At 55.8% G+C, this 11937-nt stretch carries 15 protein-coding genes; 8 read left to right on the top strand and 7 right to left on the bottom strand.

What is annotated here, in order from left to right:
* Positions 1–46: 46 nt before the first annotated feature.
* The 4 genes from ACNSOI_RS05765 to ACNSOI_RS05750 form a co-directional block, all read right to left on the bottom strand.
* The gene (locus tag ACNSOI_RS05765) at positions 47–769 is read right to left on the bottom strand and encodes an ABC transporter ATP-binding protein (RefSeq protein WP_061333515.1); all 723 of its coding nucleotides are present in this window, start codon (positions 767–769) and stop codon (positions 47–49) included.
* Positions 766–1569 carry an ABC transporter ATP-binding protein gene (locus tag ACNSOI_RS05760; protein WP_138437652.1) on the bottom strand — a complete coding sequence of 268 codons (804 nt, stop codon included), beginning with the start codon at positions 1567–1569 and terminating at the stop codon, positions 766–768. Before ACNSOI_RS05760 ends, ACNSOI_RS05765 begins: the two co-directional genes overlap by 4 nt.
* An 88-nt stretch (positions 1570–1657) precedes the next feature.
* A complete protein-coding gene (locus ACNSOI_RS05755; RefSeq protein WP_061333513.1) occupies positions 1658–2074 on the bottom strand; it encodes a PaaI family thioesterase in 417 nt (138 codons plus the stop codon).
* A complete protein-coding gene (locus ACNSOI_RS05750) occupies positions 2071–3720 on the bottom strand; it encodes an AMP-binding protein (protein ID WP_420195326.1) in 1650 nt (549 codons plus the stop codon). Before ACNSOI_RS05750 ends, ACNSOI_RS05755 begins: the two co-directional genes overlap by 4 nt.
* 227 nt (positions 3721–3947) lie before the next feature.
* On the opposite strand from ACNSOI_RS05750, the gene ACNSOI_RS05745 reads away from it, so the two are divergent.
* On the top strand, positions 3948–4412 hold the full coding sequence (locus ACNSOI_RS05745; RefSeq protein WP_420195325.1) for a hypothetical protein: 465 nt from the start codon (positions 3948–3950) through the stop codon (positions 4410–4412).
* 30 nt (positions 4413–4442) lie between these two features.
* Here the strand turns inward: ACNSOI_RS05745 and ACNSOI_RS05740 are convergent, their stop codons facing one another.
* Both ACNSOI_RS05740 and ACNSOI_RS05735 read right to left on the bottom strand, forming a co-directional pair.
* Positions 4443–5030: a DJ-1/PfpI family protein gene (locus ACNSOI_RS05740; protein WP_420195324.1), complete on the bottom strand. Its 588-nt coding sequence runs from the start codon at positions 5028–5030 to the stop codon at positions 4443–4445.
* Positions 5031–5945: a LysR family transcriptional regulator gene (locus ACNSOI_RS05735; RefSeq protein ID WP_420195323.1), complete on the bottom strand. Its 915-nt coding sequence runs from the start codon at positions 5943–5945 to the stop codon at positions 5031–5033.
* Between the two features lie 136 nt (positions 5946–6081).
* Here ACNSOI_RS05735 and ACNSOI_RS05730 point away from each other — a divergent pair, with 136 nt between their 5' ends.
* Positions 6082–6837, top strand: a complete 756-nt coding sequence (locus ACNSOI_RS05730) for an SDR family oxidoreductase (RefSeq protein ID WP_420195322.1) — start codon at positions 6082–6084, stop codon at positions 6835–6837.
* Between the two features lie 89 nt (positions 6838–6926).
* Complete coding sequence (locus tag ACNSOI_RS05725; RefSeq protein ID WP_420195321.1) at positions 6927–7196, top strand: hypothetical protein; 270 nt, start codon at positions 6927–6929, stop codon at positions 7194–7196.
* 100 nt (positions 7197–7296) lie between these two features.
* Here ACNSOI_RS05725 and ACNSOI_RS05720 read toward each other — a convergent pair whose 3' ends face one another.
* The gene (locus tag ACNSOI_RS05720) at positions 7297–7971 is read right to left on the bottom strand and encodes a hypothetical protein (protein ID WP_420195320.1); all 675 of its coding nucleotides are present in this window, start codon (positions 7969–7971) and stop codon (positions 7297–7299) included.
* 113 nt (positions 7972–8084) lie between these two features.
* Between ACNSOI_RS05720 and ACNSOI_RS05715 the strand changes: the two genes are divergently transcribed.
* From ACNSOI_RS05715 to ACNSOI_RS05695, 5 genes are all read left to right on the top strand, one after another.
* On the top strand, positions 8085–8324 hold the full coding sequence (locus ACNSOI_RS05715; protein ID WP_058091653.1) for a type II toxin-antitoxin system ParD family antitoxin: 240 nt from the start codon (positions 8085–8087) through the stop codon (positions 8322–8324).
* Positions 8324–8620 carry a type II toxin-antitoxin system RelE/ParE family toxin gene (locus tag ACNSOI_RS05710; RefSeq protein WP_286254382.1) on the top strand — a complete coding sequence of 99 codons (297 nt, stop codon included), beginning with the start codon at positions 8324–8326 and terminating at the stop codon, positions 8618–8620. Before ACNSOI_RS05715 ends, ACNSOI_RS05710 begins: the two co-directional genes overlap by 1 nt.
* Before the next feature lie 155 nt (positions 8621–8775).
* Positions 8776–9801 carry a DUF2235 domain-containing protein gene (locus tag ACNSOI_RS05705; protein ID WP_072677782.1) on the top strand — a complete coding sequence of 342 codons (1026 nt, stop codon included), beginning with the start codon at positions 8776–8778 and terminating at the stop codon, positions 9799–9801.
* A gap of 79 nt (positions 9802–9880) precedes the next feature.
* Complete coding sequence (locus tag ACNSOI_RS05700) at positions 9881–10585, top strand: SGNH/GDSL hydrolase family protein (RefSeq protein ID WP_420195319.1); 705 nt, start codon at positions 9881–9883, stop codon at positions 10583–10585.
* Positions 10586–10592: 7 nt separating this feature from the next.
* On the top strand, positions 10593–11924 hold the full coding sequence (locus tag ACNSOI_RS05695; RefSeq protein ID WP_420195318.1) for an acyltransferase family protein: 1332 nt from the start codon (positions 10593–10595) through the stop codon (positions 11922–11924).
* Positions 11925–11937 lie beyond the last annotated feature (13 nt).

The raw sequence follows: 11937 nt of genomic DNA, 5'->3' as shown, positions 1-11937 counted from the left end.
ATGTTGTTGGAGTTATTGGTTTTGTTGCACCTGTTCTATCCGGAGTTCAGACCCCCAAATAGCCGTCCAGCACCGATTGTTTGGCACTCAGTTCATCGGCGTGGATTTCTTCCACAATCTGCCCATGCTCAACCACGTAATGCCGGTCAGCCAGCGGGGCTGCAAAGTGGAAATTCTGTTCAACCAGTATGATGGTCAGGCCTTTCTCTTTGAGCGCCATCAGCACCTCGCCCAGCTTCTCTACGATCACAGGTGCAAGCCCTTCTGTGATCTCATCGAGCAGGAGCATGTTGGCGCCGGTGCGCAGGATACGGGCCATCGCCAGCATCTGCTGCTCACCACCGGACAGCTTGGTGCCCTGGCTGAACCGACGTTCATACAGGTTGGGGAACATGTTGTAGATGTCTTCCAGGCTCATGCCGCCACTGCGCACCACCGGCGGCAAAGTGAGGTTTTCCTGGACGTTGAGAGATGAAAAAATGCCCCGATGTTCGGGGCAATACCCCACTCCCAACCTCGCAATATGGTGCGGCGCGCACTGCATGGTTTCTTCGCCGTTGATCATGATGGACCCGGTGCGGCGGCCCACCATATTCATAATGGCCTTGAGGGTGGTGCTGCGGCCGGCGCCGTTGCGGCCAAGCAGGGTGACCAGCTCGCCACGCTTAACCACCAGGTCGACCCCGTGGAGAATGTGAGATTCGCCGTAAAAGGCGTGCAGGCCAGACACCCGCAACTGTTCGTAGTCTTTCTGGGGATTCTGGCTCATTGTGCTGCCTCCGCCTGCTCGGCGGGACTCTTGCCACCGCGTTCTCCGCTGCCATCGCTGCCCATGTACACTTCACGCACCCTCGGGTCTGCAGAGACCGCTTGATAATCGCCTTCCGTCAGCACAGCACCCTGGGCCAGTACCGTAATGCGGTCACACAATTTGCTGACCACACTCAGGTTGTGCTCCACCATCAAGACGGTGCGGCCTGCGGCGGCCTTGCGCACCAACTCCACCACCCGCTCTACGTCTTCCGAGCCCATGCCCTGGGTTGGTTCGTCCAGCAACAGCAGCTTGGGCTCCATCGCCAGGGTGGTGGCCAGTTCCAGCGCGCGCTTGCGGCCATAGGCCAGTTCTACGGTGGTGGTGTTGGCAAATTCGATAAGGCCGACGGAATCGAGCAATTCCATGCAGCGCTGGTTCAGCCTGTTCAGGGAGGCGCCGGATTTCCAGAAGCTGAATGACGTGCCCTCTGCGGTTTGCAACGCAATGCGGATATTCTCCAGCGCCGTCATATGGGGAAACACCGCCGATATCTGGAAAGAGCGGACGATACCCTTACGGGCAATGGCGGCAGACTTCAGAGAGGTGATGTCTTCACCGTGGTAGAGGATCTGGCCTCTGGTCGGGCTCAGGAATTTGGTCAGCAGGTTAAAGACCGTGGTCTTGCCCGCGCCATTGGGCCCGATCAGTGCATGAATATCACCCTGCCGGACCTGCAGGTTGACGTTATCAACCGCTACAAATCCTTTGAATTCCTTGACCAGGTTACGGGTCTCGAGAACGAACTGTTCACTCATGAGCCACTTCACCTTTTGTTATTGTTGTATTTAACAATCAACCCACAGATTAGATTGACGTATACGTAAACGTCAAGAACAAACTTGGTTATTTTTCCGGCGGTATGGAATAGGTCATGGTGGAGTGCGCAACGGGCTCTTCCGAGCCCTCGGAATACACAAACACTTCACCCACACCGATGGTTCGCCCCACCTTGAGAATGGTCGCCCTGGCCCAGATAGGCGCGTGAGCCACGGGCTTCCTGAGGAAGTTGATGTTCAGGTTGGTGGTGACGGCCAGAGGCACCAGGCCAATCTTGCTGAGCAACGCGGCATACATGGCAACATCGGCCAGCCCCATCATGGCGGGGCCAGACACGGTCCCCCCGGGGCGCAGGTGTTCTTCGTCTACCTCCAGCTTCATTTCTGCCCAGCCATCACCCAGTTCCTGCAGGGTGCCGTATGAGGCCCCCTGCGGAAACTGCTCTTCAAGGAAATAGCGCAGCTCCTCAAAGGTAATCTTCATACGGCGACTTCCTCTTTGGCCCGGTTGCGCAACACAAAGCGTTGGATCTTGCCGCTGGGTGTTTTCGGCAACTCTTCCACAAACTCGATTTCCCGCGGGTAGGCATGGGTCGACAAGCGGTGGCGAACCAGTTCCTGCAGCTCTTCTTTGAGCACGGCGTCGTCTGCCGGCTCCTGACCGGATTTGATAACCACATAAGCCTTGATGATCGAGCCACGCTTTTCATCCGGCTTGGCCACCACACCGGATTCGGCCACCGCCGCGTGCTCCAGCAGTGTGCTTTCCACATCCGCTGGCCCTACGCGGTAACCTGCTGTGGTGATAATGTCGTCGTCACGGCCGCTGAAGGAGAAACTGCCATCGCCATGGCAGATCACCATGTCGCCGGTCAGGTAGTAGCCGTTCACGAACGGGTCTTTCTCGCCCCAGGTGTAGCCATCAAAATGGAACAGCGGCGACGCCTTGAGATCCACTGCCAACTGGCCGATTTCGCCCTCGCCCACTTCTTCATTTTTTTCGTTCAACGCCACTACTCTGTGGCCAGGCGATGAGAACCCCATGGAGCCCTGGCGAATCGGGTGGTCCAGGCCGTGGAAGTTGCAACAGGTCATGCCGGTTTCAGTCTGGCCATAATGATCCTTCACCGGGCAGAAGTGACGTCGAGCAATCCAGTTCACCACCTCCGGATTCAGGGGCTCGCCGGCGCTGCTGCACACCCTCAGGCCAAGATTCTCCCCTTCCGGAAGAACCTGATCGTTCGCCTTGAGCAGACGATAGGCAGTCGGCGCCGCTGCGAGGTTGGTGATCCGGTACTTGCGGATCATCTCGTAGGTGGATTCCGGGGTGAACGGATTGGGATTGAAATGGGTGGCGTGGCCCATCAACAGCGGGCCGGTGACTGCGTAATAGAGGCCGTAGGCCCAACCGGGATCAGCCACGTTCCAGAATACGTCGTCATCGCGCAGGTCGATGGCGTATTTCATGTAAACGTAGAACGCCAGCAACGCCTTGGCGGGCACGGCTACACCTTTGGCCTTGCCAACGGTACCGGAGGTAAACATCTGCAGGAACGGATCGTTGCCAGTGATCATTACCGGCTCGCACCGGTCTGACTGCTCCGCCAACACCGCATCGAAATCGCGCACATCCGCACCGGTGGCCGCCGCGTTCAGGCACAGTACCGGCGGGCAGTTTTTGACTTCTTCCAGCTTGGGGTAGTTATCTGGATCGGTCACCACCAACCGGGTGCTAGCCTTCTCCAGGCGATACTCGATAGCGCCGGAACCAAAGGCGGTGAACAGCGGCTGGTACACGGCGCCCAGGCGCAGGGTTCCGGCAATCACAATCAACAGCTCCGGCCCCCTGGGCAGAAGGCCGGCTACCCGGTCACCTTTGGTGACTCCAAGAGACTTCAGGTAGTTGGCGAAACGTGCAGACGCGGCTTTGAGCTCAGCGAAGGTCAGGGTTCCGTCACCGCCGCCGATTTTTTCGTAGTAGAGCGCAACCTTTTGCGGGTCAACGGCCCATCGGTCACAAATTTCGTGGCATACGTTCAGGCCACTCTCCAGGCGTCCGTCCAGGATGTCCGCTTCCAGTGCGGCCGCATCAAACTGGTTGTACACGTCATTGTATTGCGGAAGGCTCATCGTACACTCCGTTTGTTGTCGTTGTTGGTTGTACAAACTTCAATCAGGTTTAGCACAGCCTTCACTTTACGTAAAGGTAAACTTTTGGTTAAATAGAGAGCCTATTAACATCTGGAGTGATTGTTATTTCGAAGGGTTGGAAGCTGCTATGTTAGATACTATCGGTTTTACTGACATGCTCCCTCTCATCAACAGCGAACAGCACCAGAGCGCGGAGACTAGTTACGATGAGCGACGCCCCCTCCCGAGAGAAGGAATTGTTCGAGGGACTCAAAGCCCTTTCTGACAGTGCCTTTCCAAAAGAATGTGCCACTTGCGGTCGCGTTTACCGGTCACCACAGGATTTTGTGCAACAGTCAGATGACATTGCTGGCCGGTCCGGTCTTAAGCTCGGCTACGACGATGACGACCGCCCGGTAGTTGAACTTTTTCGCAACTGTGTATGTGGCTCAACGCTGATGGACTTTTTCTCAGACCGGCGGGAAACATCCCGGGCGGGCCTGAAACGACGCCAGGTATTCGGCAAACTGCTGGCCCACCTGGAAAGCCGTGGAATGGACAATAAAACCGCCAGGCACGAATTACTGAAACTTATGCGGGGGGACGCAAGCGAAAAGATCGAGAGTCTGGGCATTCAGCTGAAAGCGCGCAGCTATAAAGCAGACGACGGTAACTCAAACGATCCTTTGTAGGAATGCATGCGTCTCGCATATCTTTGACCGCTATTGTGTATTTTTCGTCCAGGTGAACTCCATCTGATGCGCTGTCTTCTCCGCCAACTCAACACTGTGCAACCTGCTCACCAGATGCAGGCTCATATCAATACCAGCGGATATGCCGCCAGAGCTTACAATACGACCCTCATCAACCCACCGAACCCCCTCAAGCACATCGAGTTGGCCGAACAATCTTCTGAGCTCCGGAATGTCTTCCCAGTGCGTCGTCACCTTGCATGACAAGGACTGAACGGCATTGGCCAATAGAAAGACGCCGGTGCAAACGGTAGCCATAATCTCGACGGACTCAGCTTGGCGCTCAATCCAGTTGGCCACCGTCTTATTTTTCATTTCTGAAGTATGAACACCGCCAGCAATAATCAGTACATCCAGCGGCGGGTGATCTTTGATTGAATAATCTGGAAGGACCTTGTAGCCACCGCGGGCCGGTACGGCTTCGCTGTTCTCAGCAATCAAATAGACAGAAAACGGCGCTTCCGCCCCACACAGGCGCGACGCTGTTGAGAAAACTTCGAATGGTCCGGAAAAGTCCAGAACTTCAGCCTCAGGGTAGATATAAATGCCAATATTCACTTAGTTCTCCAAAAATACAAAGCGGCTGTTATAAACGGCGGAATTCAGTTCTTCAGATAACAGTCTTATAAACTCCTTCACCTTAACCGGCAGATAGGAACGCGCTGGATAAACCGCATGCACCGGAAAACTTCGCAGGGGTCTATCTGGCAGCAAACGAACCAGCCTGCCGCTTTCAATATCTTCCGCGAATACCCACAAAGGGCCAAGGTGTATGCCATTGCCCTCCAGCACCAGTCTGCGGATTGCGGCGACACTGTTGACTGTCATGTTGCTTCTGATCTTCAAATGCGAATAGCGACTGCCATCGGCAAATTCAATATCACTTCTTGCCTGACTGGATGAGTACAGAATGAAATTGTGCTGCTCCAGTTGTTCCAGGGATGTGGGCGTGCCGTGTTTATCCAGATACTCAGGGCTTGCCACCAGCACTCGTTTATTGTGGCCCAGATGTTTTGCGATCAGGCTGGAATCCGGCAGGTCGCCGATTCGCACTGCCACATCAAGATCGCTCTCCAGCAGGCTCTCAAAGGGGCTGCCCAGTGACAGTTCTATCGACAAATCCGGGGCGAGTTCCTGCAGTCGGCAAGCGACGGGAACCACAAATCTGGTACCAAAATCCACCGGCGCAGTGATACGCAATTTACCGGTGAGAAGAGACACGCCGCTTCTGATTTCCTCTTCCAGTGCTAGTTGATCGTCAATGATCACGCGCAAGCGCTCATAATAGCGCTGCCCAAGCTCCGTCGTCGTGGTCCGTTGCGTGGAACGACGCAGCAACCTGACCTGAAGGCGATCTTCCAGGGCAGCAATCTGCCGGCTGACAGAGGAAGGCTCAAGGTTCAGCGATTCCGCAGCCTTTTTGAAACTGCCTGATTCCACCACCCGAACAAATATGTGCTCGACACCACCCATACTTATTGCACTCCATGCATTTAACCAATTCAGATTAGCACTCTTCCTGCTTTTCGATCAATTGCATAGTCTGAATCCAGGGTGATCGGTATTGCAAACAGGACCGAGTCCCCTCACTAACTGCAGGAGAGAAATCATGGCAAAGATCAATCTTAATGGAAAAGTGGCTCTTGTGGCCGGCGGCTCCAAGAACCTCGGCGGCCTTGTCAGCCGGGAGTTCGCCGCAAGTGGAATGGACATCGTAGTGCACTACAACAGCGATGCCACTGAAAAAGATGCAGACGAAACAGTAGATGCCATCAAAGGTATGGGGCGTAACGCAATTGCAGTCCAGAGCGACCTCACCAAAGCCGCCAACGTAGAGGCGCTTTTCCAACAGGCGAAGGACCACTTCGGTGGTATTGACGTAGCGGTTAACACCGTTGGGAAAGTGCTGCGCAAACCCATCATTGAAACGACGGAAGCAGAGTTCGACCAGATGATGGCCATTAACGCCAAGTCTGCGTATTTCTTTATCAAAGAAGCGGGCCTGCACCTCAACGACAACGGCAAGCTCATTACCATCTTGACGTCTTTGTTGGCCGCATTCACTGACGGCTACTCAACCTACGCCGGTGGCAAAGCGCCCGTTGAACACTTCACGCGCGCCGCAGCAAAAGAGCTTTCCGGGCGGGGGATATCAGTCAACAATGTTGGCCCCGGCCCGATGGACACACCGTTCTTCTATGGCCAGGAAACCCCGGAGCGCGTGGCTTACCACAAGTCACAGGCTATGGGTAACCAACTCACGATGATTGAGGATATCGTTCCCATTGTGAAATTCCTGGCAACAGAAGGCTGGTGGATAAACGGTCAAACCCTCTTCGCCAATGGCGGCTACACTACCCGATAATAAGCCTGGCCCTGATCGCCTCCGGTAGTATTTACCGGAGGCGACGTTTTTATCCAAATGGTCCGTACCCGGAGTGATTGGAGGCAAGCATGAGAACACTATTGGTTATCGCTGGAGGCATTATTCTTTGGGCTGTCATACAAGGGCTGACCAAACTACTCCATCGTCCAGCAAGCAGTAGCTGGATACCCACCGGCATTTTCGCGATCATCTGGCTCATGGTCACGAGTTGGAATGTATGGGTAGGGATAACACAAGCCGGTTATACGTTTCTGGAGGAGCTGCCCATCTTCCTGCTGACCTATTTGCTGCCCGTTACCGTTGCAGTTCTTATCCAGCGCAAATCCATATCAGCGTGACGATGCTGGTTTGTGGCGACCAAGCGGCGTTAAATCGGTCACCGTGCGGTCGCTGGTTATGCCCTGGGCCTGGCATTGGATGGCGTATTCCGAAAAAGGCTTATATGTGTTGGACGTCGTGCGATTTGAGCCCGTTAATTTCCGTCATGATCCTTTCAATAACCTGTGTTCGCACCGCAGGTTTGATCCTTTCTTCTGGATAACACCTGACCAGATCAATATGACTTACGCCCTCGTGCGCATGGAACATGTGGTTTTCGACCCGTTGCGTTGCACTGCTCCCGAAAGCCTCGTTCATTTGGTGACTTTGGTCGCACCCGAGCAAGTCTCCCTGCGAGAAGAAATTAAGGCACACATCAACATTTGTCGGTACGTTACGAGGATCAAACCCCCACCGTCCGGGGAATACTCGCCCCAGCCCTCCTGCGGCGATGCTGACGAGCAGGGCAATCTCCACACCTCGTCGCTCAAGCTCGCGTGCAACCTTGACCGCATGAAACCCGCCCTGACTATACCCGAGAATCACGAGCTTCCGCCCCTCGCGACGTGATGCTTGCAATTCATCTGATATCGAATCAACCGAGTGCAGGTGGCCGTACATTGTCACGTCTGACAACCCCTTGCTTCTGAGGTAACGCAGCAGGTTGCGCTGCATCAGTCGTCGGGCCATGAAGCCGTGAATCACCGCAACTCGCGGACCAGCGTAGCCGCTGTTTGTCTTTGGTCGGTCAGGGATCTGCAACCGTTGAACTAAGCTCAGAAGTTTACTATCCAAGAAGCGTCACCTTGCATGCCTAACGCCCGCAATCGAGCGCTTGTCGCGTGGATTGATTTGTTATGCCACCTGAACCAAAATATACCAATTATTGGTACTAGCGAGATAGCATCATGCAAAAGAACACCAGCATCACTCTAGGCCAACATTTTGATGCGTTCATTGCGGAACAACTCAAAACTGGCCGATACAGCTCAACCAGCGAAGTTGTTCGTGCAGGATTGCGCCTGCTTGAAGAGTCCGAAACCCGCCTGACTACGCTCCGCAAACTTCTTAAGGAAGGCGAAGATAGTGGCTTTGAAGACTACTCTTATGACTCTTTCATTCGCGAACTGGACAACGAAGAGCGCTAATGCTGAATTTCAAGCTTTCCAGGAAGGCCAAAGCTGATCTCAAATCTATTGCACTGTACACGGAGCGTAAATGGGGCCGAGATCAACGAAACCACTACATTCTCCAGTTTGACCAGTGCTTCCACCTACTGGGCGAAAACCCGAATCTGGGGCAAACCTGCGATGGGATCCGCGCGGACTACCGACAGTATCCCCAAGGAAGTCACATCATATTCTATCGGGTAGCGACCGACAGTGTCGTTGAGATTATCCGTATTCTACACAAACGCATGTTACCAGATGGGCATCTCCTTTAGGGCATAACGCCCGCCAGGGTTCGCTGGCGCACGCCTCACCTATCGGCTTTAATTATCTGAGTTACTCATTCACAACAGCCAGGCGGTACTTGCCTGCCGGAGTTTTGGCTCTGGTGTATGTCAGCAAGGTGTGGGCATGACAGGAGGTCATTACCATGAAGCGCATCGCCATTTGCTTTGACGGCACCTGGAACCGGCCAGAGGAAAACATCGGCGAGGATTTCCCCACCAATGTTCTGCAGTTTGCCCGGGCTATTCGGCCCACGGATGACCAGGGCGTGGAGCAGGTGGTGTTTTACGATTGGGGCATTGGCTCTTATCACGACCAGCTTCGGGCCGGTGCGACGGGCAAGGGGCTGGAGAAGAATGTGATGGATGGCTACCGGTTTCTGGTTCACAACTACGAGCCGGGTGATGAGATCTTTCTGTTTGGTTTCAGCCGCGGCGCCTACACGGCTCGCAGCCTGTGCGGCATGATCAATAACTGCAGCATTCTGAAGAAGGTTCACGCCAATCAGATTGAAAACGCGTTCAAGCTGTACAAAACCAAGAAGCATCCCGCCAATGGCGAACATGCCATGGCCTGGAAGAAGACACATTCGTTAGAGCTGCGCACTCCTATCAAGTTTGTGGGTGTGTGGGATACCGTAGGTGCCCTGGGGCTGCCGTTTACCTTTTTCGGGCTGATTAAGGATAAAGACCTGTTTTATGACAGGGAGATTGGCAGCAACATCGCAACGGCCCGGCACGCGTTGTCTCTGGATGAGCAGCGGGAGGATTTTGAACCCACGCTTTGGGAGCCGAGGAACGGCACAGACATCCAGCAGGTGTGGTTTGCCGGGGTGCACTCGGATGTGGGCGGCGGCTACGGCCCGGACAAGTCGAATCAGATTCTGGCAGACATTCCGCTACTCTGGATGGCAGACGAGGCAAAGAAACAGAAACTGTTGTTCAATAACAATCTGCCCTCCCAAACCCATGTAACGGCCGAGCAGCACAATGAATACAAGGGCAAGTACCGGCTGCTGGGTAAGCTGGTTCGCACCATCCCCGTACCCGAGGCCAACCTGACCTACGTACACCCCAGCGTTAAGACGCGCTACAGCAGCGGTTACCGCAGCGAGCCGATTGAGCAGTACATCAAAAGCCATGGCCAGTGGCCACCACTCTGGGGCGGGTGATCAGCCCTTTGTGTTTCGTGCTAGTCTGGTGAGATTAACTGGAGCCCCAAGTTGGTTAATTAAAGCTGAGACCCACGCAATGCATCTTCCATTCTGGCTGACAACGGCCCTATTGTTTCCGGTATTGCTGTACCAGGGGAAACGCACCCGGCGTACCACGCCCCGATTACCGGAGGCCTCTGGCTCTCCGTGTGGGCAGTATGGCGAGGGCGAGCCCGCCAGGCGCGTTCTGGTGATCGGAGAATCCACCGCCGCCGGCGTGGGTGTTGATAACCACGAACAGGGTCTGGCCAGCCAGTTGGCGAAGCATATCCATGAACGTACCGGCCAGGCCATTGCCTGGCATACCTTTGGGGTGAACGGTATTCGCCTGGGAGCCTTGAACAAGCAGCTCGCGAAGGCGGACCTGCCAGAAGCAGACCTGGTGATCCTGAGCATGGGGGTGAACGACACGACCGGGTTTACCCCGAGGTATCGTTTCCGCCAGCAATTACTGGAGTTACGAGATTTACTCGGTACACGTTACCCAGCGCCGTTGGTGCTGCTCAGTGTTCCGCCCATGCACCTGTTTACCGCACTGCCCGCGCCGTTGCGGCACGTTATCGGGTGGCGGGCACGGTTGCTGGATCACCTGTACAAGACACTTGCCAGCGAAACGCCGGAGCGGTTCTCTTACGCTCACTACCCTGTCATTTCAGACCCGGAATTGCTGGCCAGTGATGGCTATCACCCCGGGGAGAAAGGTTACCGTTACATCGCGCAAGCCCTGGCAGCCCTTCCTTAGGAGTTTCATGGCAACACAATCCACGCCGTCATCCGATAAACACACCAAGTCACCTTCCGAGCGGGACCTGTACTTGGATGCCCTGCGTGCCGGTGCTTTGCTGGTGGTGGTATTCGGGCACTGGATAGCCACCCTGCCCCGGTTTGATGGTGGCCTGGAAATTCAAACAGAACACCTGTTAAAGATCTGGGAGCCGTCAGGGTTTATCACCTGGTTTGTGCAGGTGGTGCCGCTGTTCGTGTTTGTATCGGCCACCGTCAGTGCCGATGGTGTGGCGCACCGGATGGCTCAGGGGCACCGGCAGATGCATTGGTGGGCAGGGAGAGCGCTGGCGCTGGCCAGGCCTACGGTGACGTATCTTGCCGCCATTACCCTGATTGCCCTGCTTTCACTCTACACCGGCGGCCGGGTGTTGGGGCCGTTTAACCAGTCGCTCACCATACACTTGTGGTTTCTGATCATGCTGCTGGCCGTGCAGGCGCTGTTGCCCCTGAGCGTGGAGGCCGACAGGCGCTGGGGCCTGGGGGCGGTCGTTGGGCTGGTTGTGGCAGCCGCGGTGGTGGATGTTGTGCGGGCCATGCCCGGCTCAGCGGCGGATATTCTGCGCCTGGGACAGCGGGTAACGGATTCGGCAGACAGCATCGGCTGGATCAATGCCGTGCTGGTTTGGCTGTTACCCCAGCAGCTGGGCATCGCCTGGAAGCGGGGTCGCTTCAGGGGCGTGTGGACGGGTCTGTTTTTCCTGGTGCTGGGCGGCTTCTGGCTGGTGGCTGCCCTGGCCAGTGGATATCCCATCGGCATGGTAGGGCGGGATTTTCACGGCGACAGCAACATGCTGCCCCCCACACTGGCGCTGGTGGGCGTAATGTGGCTTCAGGTTGGCGCGGTTCTGTTCTTCGAGCGGCCGGGGCGCTGGCTGCTGGACAGGCGCAGAATCAGCGGGGCGGTCACCATGCTCAGCGCCCTGAGTATGCCCCTGTACCTCTGGCACAAACTGGCAGAACTGCCGGCCGCCTGGCTGGGCGACCGTTTCGGGTTGCCTGTAGACGCCGGTTTGCCCGGTGAACCCGGCTTCTGGATGGGGCGATTCTGGTGGATTGTTCTCTGCAGCCTGATGGTGGTGCCGGTCATCGCGCTGGTGGTGGCTTTTGAAATGCGACGCAAGCAAGGCGTTGTGACAACCTCCAGGCCCCGAATCATCCTGGCCGGCGGCTTCTCGCTGATGGCCGGGCTGGTTGTCAGCCTGGCACTCGGTGCGCTACCGGGCGCCCTGATTGGTCTGCTCGGAGTTGCGGCTGCGTCCTGGCTGTTGCGGGTGCATCCCCAGCCAGGACGATAACCTGATCTTTACA

Source organism: Marinobacter sp. GH_1 (assembly GCF_048595985.1).
In the GTDB taxonomy this organism is placed as follows: Bacteria; Pseudomonadota; Gammaproteobacteria; order Pseudomonadales; family Oleiphilaceae; genus Marinobacter; species Marinobacter shengliensis.
The sequence above is the reverse complement of the archived record's forward strand: the minus strand, read 5'-3'. Positions and strand labels throughout refer to the sequence as shown.